Source organism: Nocardioides sp., from assembly GCF_030655615.1.
In the GTDB taxonomy this organism is placed as follows: Bacteria; Actinomycetota; Actinomycetes; order Propionibacteriales; family Nocardioidaceae; genus Nocardioides.
Map to the genome: position 1 here is coordinate 1 of NZ_JAURVJ010000027.1, position 15,149 is coordinate 15,149.

At 71.1% G+C, this 15,149-nt stretch carries 13 protein-coding genes and 2 tRNA genes; 7 read left to right on the forward strand and 8 right to left on the reverse strand.

From position 1 onward, the window contains the following. A partial coding sequence (locus Q7T52_RS02240) for a bifunctional transcriptional activator/DNA repair enzyme AdaA (protein ID WP_370692276.1) occupies window positions 1–888 on the reverse strand: 888 nt, incomplete at its 3' end. Between the two features lie 113 nt (window positions 889–1,001). On the opposite strand from Q7T52_RS02240, the gene Q7T52_RS02245 reads away from it, so the two are divergent. Continuing rightward, on the forward strand, window positions 1,002–2,222 hold the full coding sequence (locus Q7T52_RS02245) for an LCP family protein (protein WP_304799103.1): 1,221 nt from the start codon (window positions 1,002–1,004) through the stop codon (window positions 2,220–2,222). 625 nt (window positions 2,223–2,847) lie between these two features. Here the strand turns inward: Q7T52_RS02245 and Q7T52_RS02250 are convergent. From Q7T52_RS02250 to Q7T52_RS02270, 5 genes are all read right to left on the reverse strand, one after another. Next, a tRNA-Glu gene (locus Q7T52_RS02250) sits at window positions 2,848–2,920 on the reverse strand. A gap of 77 nt (window positions 2,921–2,997) precedes the next feature. Further along, window positions 2,998–3,069, reverse strand: a tRNA-Gln gene (locus tag Q7T52_RS02255). Between the two features lie 66 nt (window positions 3,070–3,135). After that, the gene (locus Q7T52_RS02260; protein WP_304799104.1) at window positions 3,136–4,155 is read right to left on the reverse strand and encodes a CPBP family intramembrane glutamic endopeptidase; all 1,020 of its coding nucleotides are present in this window, start codon (window positions 4,153–4,155) and stop codon (window positions 3,136–3,138) included. Beyond that, on the reverse strand, window positions 4,152–5,618 hold the full coding sequence (gene gltX, locus Q7T52_RS02265) for a glutamate--tRNA ligase (RefSeq protein ID WP_304799106.1): 1,467 nt from the start codon (window positions 5,616–5,618) through the stop codon (window positions 4,152–4,154). Before gltX ends, Q7T52_RS02260 begins: the two co-directional genes overlap by 4 nt. Beyond that, window positions 5,615–6,424, reverse strand: a complete 810-nt coding sequence (locus Q7T52_RS02270; RefSeq protein ID WP_304799107.1) for a fumarylacetoacetate hydrolase family protein — start codon at window positions 6,422–6,424, stop codon at window positions 5,615–5,617. The genes gltX and Q7T52_RS02270 overlap by 4 nt, the downstream gene beginning before the upstream one ends. A gap of 64 nt (window positions 6,425–6,488) precedes the next feature. On the opposite strand from Q7T52_RS02270, the gene Q7T52_RS02275 reads away from it, so the two are divergent. After that, window positions 6,489–7,367 (forward strand): 3-methyladenine DNA glycosylase, encoded by an 879-nt coding sequence (locus Q7T52_RS02275; protein WP_304799143.1) that lies wholly within the window; start codon window positions 6,489–6,491, stop codon window positions 7,365–7,367. After that, window positions 7,364–7,909: a hypothetical protein gene (locus tag Q7T52_RS02280; protein ID WP_304799108.1), complete on the forward strand. Its 546-nt coding sequence runs from the start codon at window positions 7,364–7,366 to the stop codon at window positions 7,907–7,909. Before Q7T52_RS02275 ends, Q7T52_RS02280 begins: the two co-directional genes overlap by 4 nt. A gap of 10 nt (window positions 7,910–7,919) precedes the next feature. Here the strand turns inward: Q7T52_RS02280 and Q7T52_RS02285 are convergent, their stop codons facing one another. Next, window positions 7,920–8,555 carry an AmiS/UreI family transporter gene (locus Q7T52_RS02285; RefSeq protein ID WP_304799109.1) on the reverse strand — a complete coding sequence of 212 codons (636 nt, stop codon included), beginning with the start codon at window positions 8,553–8,555 and terminating at the stop codon, window positions 7,920–7,922. Window positions 8,556–8,657: 102 nt separating this feature from the next. Continuing rightward, complete coding sequence (locus tag Q7T52_RS02290; protein ID WP_304799110.1) at window positions 8,658–9,893, reverse strand: hypothetical protein; 1,236 nt, start codon at window positions 9,891–9,893, stop codon at window positions 8,658–8,660. Window positions 9,894–10,105: 212 nt separating this feature from the next. Here Q7T52_RS02290 and Q7T52_RS02295 point away from each other — a divergent pair, with 212 nt between their 5' ends. Genes Q7T52_RS02295 through Q7T52_RS02310 form a run of 4 tightly spaced genes read left to right on the forward strand, consistent with a single transcriptional unit; the run spans window position 10,106 to window position 15,148 of the window. Then, the gene (locus Q7T52_RS02295; RefSeq protein ID WP_304799111.1) at window positions 10,106–11,563 is read left to right on the forward strand and encodes an aminotransferase class V-fold PLP-dependent enzyme; all 1,458 of its coding nucleotides are present in this window, start codon (window positions 10,106–10,108) and stop codon (window positions 11,561–11,563) included. Continuing rightward, complete coding sequence (locus Q7T52_RS02300; RefSeq protein ID WP_304799112.1) at window positions 11,563–12,864, forward strand: lysine N(6)-hydroxylase/L-ornithine N(5)-oxygenase family protein; 1,302 nt, start codon at window positions 11,563–11,565, stop codon at window positions 12,862–12,864. The genes Q7T52_RS02295 and Q7T52_RS02300 overlap by 1 nt, the downstream gene beginning before the upstream one ends. After that, window positions 12,861–13,385 carry a GNAT family N-acetyltransferase gene (locus Q7T52_RS02305; RefSeq protein WP_304799114.1) on the forward strand — a complete coding sequence of 175 codons (525 nt, stop codon included), beginning with the start codon at window positions 12,861–12,863 and terminating at the stop codon, window positions 13,383–13,385. The genes Q7T52_RS02300 and Q7T52_RS02305 overlap by 4 nt, the downstream gene beginning before the upstream one ends. After that, complete coding sequence (locus Q7T52_RS02310; protein ID WP_304799115.1) at window positions 13,382–15,148, forward strand: IucA/IucC family siderophore biosynthesis protein; 1,767 nt, start codon at window positions 13,382–13,384, stop codon at window positions 15,146–15,148. The genes Q7T52_RS02305 and Q7T52_RS02310 overlap by 4 nt, the downstream gene beginning before the upstream one ends. Window position 15,149: the final 1 nt, after the last annotated feature.

Sequence of the window (15,149 nt, forward strand, 5' to 3'; positions counted from 1 at the left end):
GGCGACGGCGAGCGGGTCGCAGTCGGCGTCGAGCAGCCGCCGGGCCCGCTCGACGGCGGCCGCCGTGTCGCGCAGGTCGGTCAGCGCGAACTGGGCCTGGACGAACGCGGTCTGGCCGGGGTCGAGCGCGTCGGCGATGTCGAGCCGGACGGTGCCGGGCCCGTGCGGGAGGTCGAGGGTGCGGGCGTACCAGCCGTCGCCGGCGATCTCGACCCCCGGCACCAGGTGGTAGGCGAGAAAGGCCAGCAGGGCCCGGCCCGCGAACGGCGTACGGACGGCCAGGCGCATGATGACCGCACCGGGGGTGCGGGACCCGCCCCGCCGGCCGCGGAGGTCGGTCGGGCTGGCGGCGTAGACCTCGCGCACGGTGTCGTTGAACTGCCGGACGCTGGAGAAGCCCGCGGCGAACGCGATGTCGGCGTACCCGAGATCGGTGGTCTCGATGAGCACCCGCGCCGTCTGCGCCCGCTTGGCGCGCGCCAGGGCCAGCGGTCCCGCGCCGAGCTCGGCGGTCAGGACGCGGCCGAGGTGGCGCGGCGTGTAGCCCATCCGCGCGGCCAGGCCCTCGACGCCCTCACGATCGACGACGCCGTCGGAGATGAGGCGCATGGCTCGGCCCGCGACATCGGCGGAGACGTCCCAGTCGGGGCTGCCGGGCGTCGCGTCGGGCAGGCACCGCTTGCACGCGCGGTAGCCGGCCGACTGCGCCGACGCGGGGCTGACGTGGAAGGTGACGTTGGCGAAGCCCGGGGTGCGGGCCGGGCACGACGGCCGGCAGTAGATGCCGGTGGTGCGGACGGCGACGTAGAAGACACCGTCGAAGCGGCGGTCGCGCGACTTGACCGCGCGGTAGCACGTCTCGGGATCGAGGCGCTGGCTGATGCTCATGACACCCATCATGGTCCCTCACCGAAGCCGGTTCTGGCGGGAATCGGACACCGCCTGTCGGGAGCTCCACGCGAACCGGCCCCGCATCACCAACCCTCTGGGACACTACGGGGGTGACCGATGCGAGCGACCCTGCCCCCGAGCAGGCCACGACGGAGCCGACCGACCCTCCGGCGCGCGGCTCGCACCGACGAGCGGTGTGGTCGACGATCCTCGCGAGCCAGCTGGTCCTCGCGCTGCTCACGGCCGGCGGGGTCTTCCTCGTGCACCGCAACCTCAACGACAACATCGAGGAGGGCAAGCCGATCGACCACGCGGTCGAGAAGGCGACGCCGCCCGGTGTCGACGCCGACGCCCCCAAGCGCGAGCTCAACATCCTGGTGATGGGCTCCGACAGCCGCGTCGGTGCGGGCAACGACATCGACGGCGAGAACGCCGACGGCTCGCAGCGCTCCGACACCGTGATCCTGCTCCACGTCTCGCAGGACCGCACCAACGCCTACGGCGTGAGCCTCCCCCGCGACGCGATCATCGACCGACCCGACTGCAAGGTCGACGGCCGGAAGGTCGCCGGCGAGGACGGGGTGCGGTTCAACACCGCTTTCTCGGTGGGTGGTGCCCAGTGCACGGTGCACACCGTCGAGAAGCTGACCGGTGTCTTCATCGACCACTTCCTGGTGCTCGACTTCGAGGGCTTCAAGGACATGGTCGACGCCGTCAACGGGGTCGAGGTCTGCATCCCCAAGGAGGTCGACGACGACGAGCACAACATCCACTTCGACGCCGGCACCCAGAAGCTCAGCGGCAACCAGGCCCTCAACTACGTGCGCGAGCGCTACCAGCTCTCGGTCACCGGTGACATCGGCCGGATGAAGCGCCAGCAGGCCTTCATCGCCTCGATGATCAAGAAGGTCCGCTCCGCCGGCACCCTCTCGCAGCCCAAGAAGGTCCTCGACTTCCTCGACGCCGTCACCTCCTCCATCGAGGTCGACGAGGACCTCGACTCGGTCGGCAAGCTCGTCGACCTCGCCATGGACTTCCGCGGCACCGGTCTCGACAAGATCAAGTTCATCACCGTCCCGATCGAGCCCGACCCCAACAACCCCGAGGTCACCCTCGTCTGGTCCGACAACGCCGACGAGCTCTGGGAGCGCATCAAGAACGACGACAAGCTCGGCAAGGACTTCAGCGCCGGCAGCATCGGTGCCGACGACGACCTCGGCACCGAGGGCACCGAGGACGACGAGCCCAGCGAGGACCCGTCCGTCGGGTCCGGCGGCAACGGCGGTGGCGCTGACACCCAGGAGCGGCTGGCTGCGGGTCTCTGCGCCTGAGGTTGGCTTGGTACGTCGGGCGGCACGGTCTTTGCCGGCCTCGGGTCATTCGTTGTCGGGCTGTCCGCGCGCTTCGCCCTCATCTGCACCACCCGTCACGCTTGCCTGACGTTTCTCCCGGTACTCGTACGAAACTTCGGCACAGAAGCAGGAGTTTCGTCGCAGAACCTCACCTCGCGGGCTCTCGACCCGGGCCGGCGGTGAGTCAGCCACCGAACCAGGCCCTCAGATCGCCCCGAACGGTGGCTCACGCACCGCCCACCCGAGCCGGCCCGACCCGGCGGTGAGCACGCCACCGAAATCGTGTCCGGATCCTCCTGAACGGTGGCTCACGCACCGCCGGGTCGGGTGGCCGCGCAGGCGACGGCGAGCCGAGCTTGCGAGGCCTCGCCGTTGCGCGCCGAGGAGCAGACCGCGAGAGGCTCGGGGTCAAGGACGGCCGAAGGCCGCCGCGCAGCGGCGCGAAGCGTCCTTGACGCCGAGACGCGGTCTGCTACGCGCGCGGCCACCCGACCCGGACAACGAATGACCCGAGAAGAGCACGTGGCTTCGAGGCTCGCTGCGCTCGCACCTCAGCCGACGTAAATAAGAAGAACCCGCGTCACCGACGCGGGTTCTTCGTGTGTACCCCCGACCGGATTCGAACCGGCGCTAACGCCGTGAGAGGGCGCCGTGCTAGGCCGCTACACAACGGGGGCATGTCCGTGAGGACTTGCGGAACTTTACAGATCCACGTGTCATCGGGACAAATCGCGACCCGGGGGCCTCGATCTCGCTGGGATACTAGGACTCGAACCTAGAACGACTGGACCAGAACCAGCTGTGTTGCCAATTACACCATATCCCACTGTCTTACTGGTGTTAGCCGCCTCCGACCCGAGGTTTCCGGGGAGCAGGTGACCGACAAGAAACCTTACACGCGGCCCACGGACGCATCCAAAACGGTTCTGTCGGCGCGGGTCTGGAGCCCCATGGTGCGGGCCGCCCAGACGGAGAGGCCGACGAAGAGCACCGACTTCACGACGGTGAGGAGCACGTCCCACCAGCTGCCACCCTGCGGGTCGAGCACGGTCGTGATGTCGCCGACGAGCAGGGCCAGGCCGAACGCCAGGACGTTGTTGACGATGTGCTGGGCGATGCCGGCCTCGAGGCCGCCGGTGGCGACCACCAGGATCCCGGCGGTGAGGCCGAAGGCGAGCCGGTCGACGAAGACGGGGAAGTCCTGGACGCCGTGGGCGAGTGCGAAGAGCACAGCCGGCACCACGACCGCCAGGCCTCGGGAGACCCAGAGGTGGGCGGTGATCCCGCCGAAGGCCTGGGTGAGGTAGCCGCGGAACACGTACTCCTCGGCGATCGCCTGCAGCGGCGTGAGCAGGACGATGACCAGGAGGAACTGCAGCGAGGTCGTGGTGAAGTCGTTGACGCCACCGGTGAGCTCCTCGCCGTCGCTGCTGGCCGGGAGCAGGGCGCCGAGGAAGACGGAGAGGCCCAGGGTCAGGATCGAGACGCCGAACGAGACGGCGAGCCACTTCCAGCGCACCCGCGGGGCGACCGAGGTCACCCAGCCGGGCCGGAGCCCGTTGAAGAGGCGGGTGGCCGCCCACACCTCGGGGATCGCCAGGATCAGCACCAGGTTGACGAAGAGCAGGCTCGTGGGGGTCGTGAGGTCGGTGTCGGCGAGGGCCGTGATCTTGTCCTCGAGCTCGCCCTGCGGCACGCCCGTGGCGAGGAAGTAGACGGCGAAGCCGATGACCGCGACCACGGCGTTGACGATGAGGAAGCAGAAGGCGACGGCGAGCGTGCCGAGCAGCGACCAGACCCAGCTCGGGTCGCGCCCGGCGCGGTAGAGCTGCTGGTACTCGACGTCACCCGTCCCGGGGTGGGCCGGCGCCGGGAAGTAGGGGTTGGCTGCGAGGTCGGACCGCTCCGTCACGACGCGCTCTCCAGCCGGGACAGGCTGCGCTCACGTCCCAGCAGCTCCATCGACTCGAACAGCGGCGGCGAGACCCGGCGGCCCGTGACGGCCACGCGGACGGGGCCGTAGGCCACGCGCGGCTTGAGACCGCGCTCGTCGACGAGCGCGGTGGTCAGCGCGGTCTGGATCGCCTCGGTCGACCAGGTCGGCAGGTCCTTGACGGCGTCGTACGACGCCCGGACGATGTCGCGGCCGGTGTCGTCGAGCAGCTTGGCGACGTCGGCCTCGTCCCGGGCGAACGCCGACTCCTCGACGAAGAGGAAGCCGAGCATGTCGACGGCCTCGGTGAGCTTGTTGATGCGCTCCCCCACCAGCGGCATCGCCAGCTCGAGGAGCTGGGCGTCGGCGTCGGAGACCGGGTCGGCGACGACGCCGGCCGCCTTGAGGAACGGCAGGGCCCGGTGGGTGATGTCCTCGATCGTCAGCATCCGCAGGTGCGAGGTGTTGATCGCGTCCATCTTCTTGACGTCGAAGCGGGCCGGGTTGGGGTTGACGTCCTTGATGTCGAACGCCTCGACCATCTCGGCGAGCGTGAAGACGTCGCGGTCGGCGGCGATGGCCCAGCCCAGGAGCGCCAGGTAGTTGAGCAGGCCCTCGGGCGTGTAGCCCTGGTCGCGGTAGGCCAGCGCGTGGGCCTCGGGGTCGCGCTTGGAGAGCTTCTTGTTGCCCTGGCCCATGACGTAGGGGAGGTGGCCGAACGACGGCGCACCCGACCCGATGCCGACGTCGGCCAGCGCGGCGTAGAGAGGCACCTGGCGGGGCGTGCTCGAGAGCAGGTCCTCGCCGCGCAGCACGTGGGTGATCTCCATCAGGGCGTCGTCGACCGGGTTGACCAGCGTGTAGAGCGGGTCGCCGTTGCCGCGGGCGAGGGCGTAGTCGGGGACGTGGTCGGAGTGGAACGTGATCGGGCCGCGGACCAGGTCGTCGAACGTGATCTCGCCGTCCGGCATCTTGAACCGGACGACGGGCGACCGGCCGTCGGCCTCGAACGTCGCGACCTGCTCGTCGCTCAGGTCGCGGCAGAAGCGGTCGTAGCCCATGTCCTTGGACCCGGCCGCCTTGCGGCGGGCGGCGACCTCGTCGGTCGTGCAGTAGCAGCGGTAGGTGTGTCCGCCGGCGGCCAGCCGCTCGAGGGCGTCGACGTAGAGGTCGCTGCGCTCGGACTGCCGGTAGGGAGCGTGCGGGCCACCGCGGTCGGGGCCCTCGTCCCAGTCGAGGCCGAGCCACGAGAAGAGGTCGAGCAGGCCGTCGTAGGACTCCTGGGTGTTGCGGGCGACGTCGGTGTCCTCGATGCGCAGCACGAAGGTGCCGCCGTGGTGGCGGGCGAACGCCCAGTTGAAGAGCGCCGTGCGGACGAGGCCGACGTGGGGGGATCCGGTGGGGCTGGGGGCCATGCGCACGCGGACGGGGGTGGTGCTCATCGAGAGACGATCCTGTTCGTGAGGGAGCCGAGGCCGGCGATCGAGATCTCGACCTCGTCACCGACCTGCATGGGACCGACACCCTCGGGGGTGCCGGTCAGGATGACGTCGCCGGGCAGCAGCGTCATGACGCTGGAGACGTAGGCCACCAGCGCGGGGATGTCGAAGATCATGTCGGCGGTCGAGCCGTCCTGGACGACGTCGCCGTTGAGGAACGTCTGGAGCCGGACGCCGTCCTTGAAGGTCTGCGGGTCGAGGTCGGTCTCGATCCAGGGGCCGAGCGGGCAGAACGAGTCGAAGCCCTTGGCCCGGGTGAACTGCCCGTCCTTGCGCTGCAGGTCGCGGGCGGTGACGTCGTTGGCGATCGTGTAGCCGTGGATCACGTCGGTCGCCTGCTCGGGGGGCACGTCGCGGCAGATGCGACCGATGACGACCGCCAGCTCGCCCTCGTAGTGGAGGTCCTGGGTCTGCGGCGGGTAGAACACCGGGTCGCCGGGACCGACGACACTGGTGTTGGGCTTGAGGAACATCATCGGCTCGGCCGGGACGTCGTTGCCGAGCTCGGCGGCGTGGGCGGCGTAGTTGCGACCGATCCCCACCACCTTGCTGCGCGGCAGCACCGGCGCCAGCAGCCGGACGTCGCTCAGCTTGTGCTCCTGGTCGAGCAGCTTGATGCCGACGTAGAGGGGGTCGCCGGCCAGGGCCACGACCACCGAGTCCTCGTCGGGTTGGCCGAGCTGGTCGAGGTCGCCCGTCACGACGCCGTACGACGGCTCCTCGCCGGTGGTGAATCTCGCGATGCGCACGCACTCGACCCTAGCGAGCGTCGGTTCGGCGTCACGTCGTCCGGTCGGTCAGACTTGTCCGGTGATCGTGGTGGAGGAGGCGACGTGGCGGGCACGAGCCGCCGCTCACGAGGCGCGCGTCGACGCCCTTGTCGCCCCCCACCTCGCCCGACGCGGCGCCCAGGTGAAGCACCCGGTGCACGACTTCCTCTTCACCTACTACTCCCAGCGGCCCGCCCAGCTGCGCCGCTGGCACCCCGGCTTCGGGGTCCGGCTGGCCGACGCGCCGGACTACGCCGGCCTCAAGGGCTACGTCGACGGCGCGGTCAGCGCGGACCACGTCGCCTCGCAGGAGCCGCTGCTCACCGCCCTGCGCCGATTGCTCCGCGCCACGGCCGCGCGCCCGGCGCACACCGGCTGCTTCGGGCTGCACGAGTGGGCCATGGTCTACCGCCTCGCCGAGGACGAGACCCGGCACGCCGACTGGCCGCTGCGGCTCGGCCCCGACGGCACCGACCGGGTCGTCGAGTCCCACCGGATCGCGTGCTCCCACTTCGACGCCTACCGCTTCTTCACCTCACCCGCGCGGCCGCTCAACACACTGGCGCCGGGCCGCGACGACCGGGCGGAGTTCGAGCAGCCGGGCTGCCTCCACGCCGGGATGGACCTCTACAAGCACGCCTTCCGCCTCTCCCCCATGGTCCCGTCGGAGCTGGTGGCCGACTGCTTCGAGCTGGCCCGCGACATCCGCGTGCTCGACATGCGGGCGGCGCCCTACGACCTGGCCGACCTCGGCTTCGACCCCGTGCCGATCGAGACCGCTGCCGGCAAGGCCGACTACGCCGCCGCGCAGCGCGCGTTCGCCGACCGGGGCGCACCCCTGCGAGCCCGGCTCGTCGCGGAGTGCGAGCGCCTGCTCGCCGTGCCCATGCCGGCGCCCATGCCGGCGCCGGTGCCGGCGTGACGGCGGAGGGCGGGGACCCCGGGGGCACCGGCCGCGAGGACTTCCCGCCGATCCCGTTCACCCAACGCTACGTCGTACCCGCCGACGGCCGGCGCCGGCTGGCCTGGGCGTCGGTGCGGTTCACGCTGCTGTCGTCGCGGGCGCAGCGGGTGTTCTACGCGACGATCGTGGTGTTCGCCCTGGCCCTGCAGACCTTCGAGGGCTGGACCCCGGCTGACGAGTCCGTGCTCGAGGCGTGCGGATTCGTCGCGGTCGGGCTCGCCCTGTCGGTGGTCTGGGCGAGCACCGTGGGGTTCCTGCAGACCTACCACTCGACCCGCTACCGCTTCTACCCCGACGCCGTCCTCGAGTCGGGGTTCGGAGACGACGCCTTCGTCCTGCGAGGCCCCGCCGGCGACACCTGGCTGCCCTACGGCGCCGTACGCCGGGCCCGGGTGCGGGGCGAGTTCGTCTTCTTCAGCACCGACGGGATCGGCGGCCAGGCCATCTTCCCGAAGGCGCTGTTCCCCGACGCCCAGGTCGAGCGGATCACCGCCGGCTGAGTCGGGCGCCTCAGCCGACGGGTACCGGGCCCGCGACGACGCGGGAGGGGGCCGGAGCCGGAGCCGGCGCGCGGACCGCCCGCAGTGCCTGGGGCGCGAGCACGGCAGCGGTCGCGGCGATGGCGACCCCGATCGTCCAGGGCGGCGGGGCCTCACCGAGCAGGTAGACGAAGCCCGGGATCGTGCAGGTCGTGAACGACAGGATGATCGTCAGCCACGCGGTCACCTCGGTGTACTGCGCCTTGCCGAGGGCGATGACCACGAAGAACAGGCCCCACAGCACCGACCACTGGAACCACAGGAGACCGGTGGTGGTGTCGTCGAAGCGGACGACGTTGGTCACGCCGAAGCCGACGGCCATGATCGACACCCACAGCGAGTACCACCCGAGGCCGGGCCCGTCGTAGCCGGCGAGGTTGTTGATGCCGACGTAGAGGTAGGTGAAGCCGAACATGAAGATGCCGGCCGCACCGAGGATCTCGTCGGTCGTGGCCGCGGTGGCGATCAGGTAGAAGGGGATCGCTGTCTGCAGCGCCCCGACGAACAGGTTGAACACGCCGGCGGTCTTGGCGTCGACCTTGCCGAGGAACAGCAAGCCGTTCACGAACAGCGCCGCGCCGACGAAGGTCAGTCCTACGGAGGACATCAGTGATTCCTTTCGGTTGGTGGACGTCGACGAGAAGACGCCGACCGGGCACAGGCGCCCCGACCACATGTCGGCGCAACCACCGGCTGCGACCAATCGGACTCAGAAGTAGGCGTTGCCGGGGAAGCCTGCGCCGTTGACCTCGTGGTCGCCGATGGCGGAGGCCTTGAGGAACGAGGGGTTGTGCGTGGACGCCGTACGCGCGTTGCGCCAGTGACGGTCGAGGTTGTGGACCTTCTGGGTGGCGGAGGCGCCGCCGACGTCGAAGAGCTTGGCGGCCGTGGCGTAGGAGAAGCCGTCGATGACGACCTTGGCCTGCGCGGCGGCGAGCTGGGCGGCCTCGGTGGCGGCCGGGGTGGGGGCGCCGTCGACGACGGAGTCGAAGGCGTCCTGGATCTTGTCGGCCGCGGCGAGCACGATCGCCTCGGCGGCGAAGGCGTCGGCAGAGATCTCTCCGACGATCTGGAGCACCTGGCGGTCCTCGGCAGCGGTGGCTGCACCGGCGTGGCCGAAGTTGCGCGAGCGGCGCTGCACCAGCGCGACGGCGTCGTTGCGGACGCTGCGCAGGATGCCGACGGTGACGGCCTGGAGGTAGAGCTGCAGGAAGGCGCCGTTGTAGCCCGGGTCGAGCTCGTCGGGGTCGCCGAGGTCGAAGAACTCCTCGTCGGTGACGTGCACGTCGTCGAGGCGGGTGGTGCCGGTGCCGGTGAGGCGCTGGCCGAAGCCGTCCCAGTCGTCCTCGACGGTGACGCCCTCGCGGTCGATCGGGATGACAGCGCCGGCGATGGTGCCGTCGGGCACCGCGGCCCAGATCTGGGTGTAGTCGGAGTAGAGGGTCCCGGTGGAGTAGAACTTCTCGCCGTTGAGGCGGTGGCCGCCGGCGGGGTCGGGTGCGATGGTCGTCTCGAACGACAGGCCCACGGCTTTGCCGCTCTGCTCGCTGAAGCCGTTGCCGACGAGCTTGTCGTCGGTGATCAGGGCCAGGCCGCGCGCCTTGGCCTCGGGGTCCGGCGAGGTGATCTGCTGCTCGACGAACCAGTAGTGGGTGCGCAGGATGTGGGCGACGTTGGAGTCGGCCTCCGCCAGCTCGATGAGCGTGCGGAAGAAGTCGCGGACGCTCGCGCCGGCGCCGCCGTCCTCCACGGGGACCCGGAGCCGCCCGAGACCGGCCTCCTTCGCCCAGGTGATCTGCTCGAACGGTGCGACCCGGTCGCGGTCGCGCAGGTCGGCGTCGACCGAGATGCGGTCGAGCAGGGCACGCAGCTCGGGCGAGCCGGGCCGGACCGGGCTGGTGGTGCGGGCGCTCGTGCGGGTCGGGGCGCTGGTGTCGATGCTCACGCGGGGTCTCCTCGGGGTGGAACGGGTCGTGGTCTGTTTCTCGACTGACTTTATGGACTTAATACGTGAGCACCACCCCTGTGGCGGCAGGTTTCACCGATGCCGGGCTCGGTCCTGGGCTGTGACCGGGGTCGCACCACGGCGCCTTGCGAGCCCCTCGGGGGGTACGCCTAAGGTGAGGCTCACCTAACTTTCTCTCGGAAGGATCCACGGTGGCTGCTCCCCGGTCGACTCCCCACCCGCTCTCCCACCTCTTCCACCCGCACCACGCGGCGTCCTACGTCGACACCATGCGTCGCGGCGTCGACCACCTCGCCGAGGCCCTCGGGCGCGTGGAACGACGCCCCGCGAGCGGCGTCGCCCCCGAGCAGGCCGCCAAGCCGGTCGCCGACGTCGACCTCGACCGTCCGCTCCACGACGTCGACGCGACGCTCGAGGAGATGAGCCGCCTCTACCTCGACGACGCGGTGTGGTTCCACGAGCCGACGTACGCCGCCCACCTCAACTGCCCGGTCGTCATCCCGGCCCTGCTGGCGGAGGTGTTCGTCAGTGGCGTGAACTCCAGCCTCGACACCTTCGACCAGAGCGTCGGCGGCACCTTCATCGAGCGGCACCTCGTCGACTGGACCACCGCGCGCATCGGGTTCGGCGCCGACGCCGACGGCATCTTCACCAGCGGGGGCACGCAGTCCAACCTCCAGGCCCTGCTGCTCGCCCGCGACCACGCCCTCGCGAACGGAGCAGCGGCGTCCACGCTGCGCGTGGTCGCGTCGGCCGACGGGCACTTCAGCGTGCAGAAGGCAGCGCGCCTGCTCGGGCTCGGCGACACCGCCGTCATCGCGGTGCCGGTCGACGACCGGCGCCGGATGGACGTGACCGCGCTGGGCGCCGCCCTCGCGGCGCTCGACGCCCAGGGCCACCACGCGATGGCGGTCGTCGCGACCGCCGGCACCACCGACTTCGGTGCCATCGACCCGCTGGTCGAGGTGGCCGCGCTGGCCCGGGCGCGCGGCGCGTGGTTCCACGTCGACGCGGCCTACGGCGGGGGCCTGCTCGCCTCCCCCACCCGACGCGACTGGCTCGCCGGCATCGAGCACGCGGACTCGGTGACGGTCGACTTCCACAAGACGTGGTTCCAGCCCGTCAGCTCGAGCGCCCTGCTCGTCGCCGACGGCGCCCACCTCGGGCACGTCACCTGGCACGCCGACTACCTCAACCCCCACGACGCCGCCGACCCCAACCAGGTCGACAAGAGCATCCAGACCACGCGCCGCTTCGACGCGCTCAAGCTCTGGCTGACCCTGCGGATCATGGGACCCGACGTCATCGGCGGCTACGTCGATGACGTGGTCGAGCTGGCCACCGAGGTCGGGGCCCTGGTGCGGGACCGTCCCGCCGTCGAGCTCGCCGCCGAGCCCCAGCTGAGCACGGTGGTGTTCCGCTACCGTCCGCCCGGCGTGCCCGTCGCCGTGGCCGACCGCCTGGCGCCGCTGGTCCGCGCCACGCTCTACGCCCGCGGGGCCGCCATGGTCGCCGCCACCAAGGTCGACGGCCACGCCTGGCTCAAGCTGACGCTCCTCAACCCGATGGCCACCGCCGCCGACATCATCGGGATCGTCGACGAGGTCGTTGCGATCGGCGACAGCCTGCTCGCGGCCGAGGTGGCCTGATGTCCCGGCTGCACGACGTCGTCGGGATCGGCGTCGGACCCTTCAACCTCGGCCTCGCCTGCCTGGCCAACCCGGTCGAGGACCTCGACTGCGTCTTCCTCGAGGCCCGCGACGAGCTCGCCTGGCACCCCGGGATGATGCTCGACGACGCGACGCTGCAGGTGCCGTTCCTCGCCGACCTGGTCACGATGGCCGACCCGACGTCACGCTGGTCGTTCCTCAGCTATCTCAAGGAGACCGGCAACCTCTACCCGTTCTACATCCGCGAGTCCTTCTACCCGCTGCGCCGCGAGTACGACGACTACTGCCGCTGGGCGGCCGAGCGGGTCGGGTCGGTGCGGTTCGGGCGGGCGGTGACCTCGGTCGAGCACGACGGGACGGCGTACGTCGTCACGACGGGCAGCGGCGAGACCTTCCGCGGGCGGCGCGTGGTGCTCGGCGTCGGCACGCAGCCGCGGGTGCCCGAGGTGCTGGCCGGGTTGGTGTCCGAGCCACCGGACGGCGGTCTCGTCACGCACAGCTCCGGCTACCTCGGCGCCAAGGCGGCGCTGCAGGAGCTCGGGTCGATCACGGTGGTCGGCAGCGGGCAGAGCGCGGCGGAGGTCTATCACGACCTGCTGGCGGAGAGCCCGGACCACGACTACACGCTGACCTGGCTGACGCGGAGCCCGCGGTTCTTCCCGATGGAGTACACCAAGCTGACGCTGGAGATGACGTCGCCGGAGTACACCTCCTACTTCCAGCGCCTGCCCTCCGGTGTGCGCAGCGATCTCCTGCGCGAGCAGCGCTCTCTCTACAAGGGGATCAGCGGTGACCTGGTCGACGCGATCTTCGACCTGCACTACCGGTTGCGGGTCTCGGGGCACGGGCCGCGCACGACGTTGGTCTCCAACACCGAGGTGGTCGGCGGGCGCCGGACCGACGACGGGGTCGCGCTCGACCTGCACCACACCGAGACGGACGAGGCGTTCGCGCTGACCACCGAGGGGCTCGTGCTCGCGACCGGCTACGCCTCGCAGGTCCCCGACCTCCTCGACGGGATCCGTGACCGGCTGGAGCTCGACGGGACCGGCCGGTTCCTCGCGTCCCCGTCCTACGCCGTCGACCACAGCGGCCAGGAGGTGTTCGTGCAGAACGCCGAGGAGCACACCCACGGCTTCGTCGCCCCCGACCTCGGGATGGGCGCGTTCCGCAACTCGGTGATCATCGCGGCGCTCACCGGCCGCGAGGTCTATCCCGTCGAGAAGCGGATCGCCGTGCAGAGCTTCGGCGTCCCCGACCACCTCAGGGTGGCGCAGTGATCACCCTCGAGCCGCTCGACGTCGACGAGCACGGCTGCCGTCTGCACCGGTGGGTCACCCATCCGCGCTCGGCGTTCTGGATGATGCAGGACGCCACGCCCGCCGAGGTCGTCGCCGACTACCGGCTCGTCGAGGAGCACCCGCACCACGACGCCTGGCTGGGTCGTGTCGACGGCGAGCCGGCGTTCCTCGCCGAGACCTACGACCCGGTGCTGGCCCCGGAGGTCGGCCTGGCCGACCTGCCCGAGCTGCGGCCGGGCGACCTCGGCATGCACGTGCTGGTGGCCCCGACCGACAGCCCGCGCCGCGGCTTCACCCGCGGCGTCTTCGGCGCGGTGATGGCGCACTGCTTCGCCGACGCCGCGGTCGAGCGGGTCGTCGTCGAGCCCGACGTGCGCAACGAGCGCATCGCGGTCCTCAACGAGGAAGCCGGATTCGTGGTCGAACGCGTCCTCGACCTGCCCGGCAAGCAGGCGGCGCTGTCGTTCTGCACCCGAGCCGACTGGAAGGCCCACCGATGACGTTCGTCGACACCGCGCACCTGACGCCCGAGACGCTCGCCGCCGCGCAGCGACACCTCGTGGCCAAGGCGATCAGCGAGCTCGCCCACGAGCGCCTCCTGGCCCCCGAGCCCGGATGGATCCTCGACGCCCCCGACGGGCGCACCCGCTGGTCGTTCGCCGCCGAGCGGCTGCCCCTCGACCACTGGGCCGTCGACGCGAGCACCGTCGCACGCACCGTCGACGGGCTGCCGGCCGAGCTCGACGTCCAGGCGTTCGTCGTCGACTTCGCCCCGCTGCTCGGCATCCCGGACGCGCTGCTACCGGTCTACCTCGAGGAGCTGGCCGCGACGATCGCCTCGTCCGCCTGGAAGCGGGCGGCCGACCAGCCGACCGCCGTCGACCTCGTCGACGCCGACTACCAGGAGGTGGAGGCCGCGATGACCGAGGGACACCCGGCGTTCGTCGCCAACAACGGCCGGATCGGCTACGGCCTCGACGACTACCTCGCCTACGCCCCGGAGACCCGGTCACCGGTGCGGCTCGTCTGGATCGCCGTACGCCGGTCGCTCAGCCGGCTCTCGCTCGGCGACGGCCTCACCGAGGACGAGCTCTACGACGGCGAGCTCGACGTCGCCGTCCGGGCGGGCTTCGACGAGCGCCTGCGTGGTCTGGGCCTCGACCCGGCGACGTACCGGCTGATGCCGCTGCACCCGTGGCAGTGGACCGACAAGGTCGCGATCACGTTCGCCCCCGACCTCGCGCGGCGGGACCTGGTCCCGCTGGGCGAGGGGCCCGACGACTACCAGGCGCAGCAGTCGATCCGGACGTTCTTCAACGTCTCGGCGCCGGAGCGGCACTACGTCAAGACCGCGCTCGCGATCCAGAACATGGGCTTCCTGCGTGGCCTCTCCCCCGCCTACATGGGTCCGACGCCGGCGATCAACGACTACGTCCACCGCGTCGTGGCCGGCGACCCGACGCTGGCCGGCTGCGGGTTCGCCGTGCTGCGCGAGCGGGCTGCGATCGGCTACACCGGCGACGTGTTCCACACGCTGGCCGAGACCCACGGCATCCGCTCGCCGCAGCAGAAGATGCTGGCCGCCCTATGGCGGGAGAGCCCGGTCGCGCGGCTCGGCACCGGCGAGACGGTCGCGACGATGGCCTCGCTGCTGCACCGCGACGCCGCCGGGCGGTCGTTCGCCGGCGCCCTGATCGAGGCGTCGGGGCTCGACCCGCGGTCGTGGCTGGCCTCCTACCTGCACGCCTACGTGCGTCCGCTCGTCCACTGCCTGCTCGCCCACGACCTCGCGTTCATGCCGCACGGCGAGAACCTCGTGCTCGTGCTGCGCGACCACGTGCCCGTGCGCGCGTTCATGAAGGACATCGGCGAGGAGGTCGCCGTGATGGGCGACCAGCCGCTGCCGCCCGACGTCGAACGGGTGCGGATCAAGGTGAGCGACGGGGTCAAGGCCCTCGCGCTCCACACCGACGTGTTCGACGGCGTGCTGCGCCACCTCGCGGCGATCCTGCACGTCGACGGCCTGCTGCCCGCCGACGCCTTCTGGGCCGAGGTCGCCGACTGCGTCGGACGGCACGCCGACGAGCACCCCCACCTGGCCGCGGCAGCGGCGTCGTACGACCTGTTCCGGGCGGTGTTCGACCACTCGTGCCTCAACCGGCTCCAGCTGCGCAACACGCTGCAGATGGTCGACCTGGCCGACCAGGCCGAGTCGCTGATGTGTGCGGGGGTGCTCACCAACCCCATCGCCGCCTACCGTTGAG

Coding starts and splice junctions, on each gene's coding strand:
- gltX (WP_304799106.1), bottom strand. CDS start 5,618: ATGAGCACCACCCCCGTCCGCGTGCGCATGGCCCCCAGCCCCACCGGA.
- Q7T52_RS02310 (WP_304799115.1), top strand. CDS start 13,382: ATGACGTTCGTCGACACCGCGCACCTGACGCCCGAGACGCTCGCCGCC.
- Q7T52_RS02300 (WP_304799112.1), top strand. CDS start 11,563: ATGTCCCGGCTGCACGACGTCGTCGGGATCGGCGTCGGACCCTTCAAC.
- Q7T52_RS02285 (WP_304799109.1), bottom strand. CDS start 8,555: ATGTCCTCCGTAGGACTGACCTTCGTCGGCGCGGCGCTGTTCGTGAAC.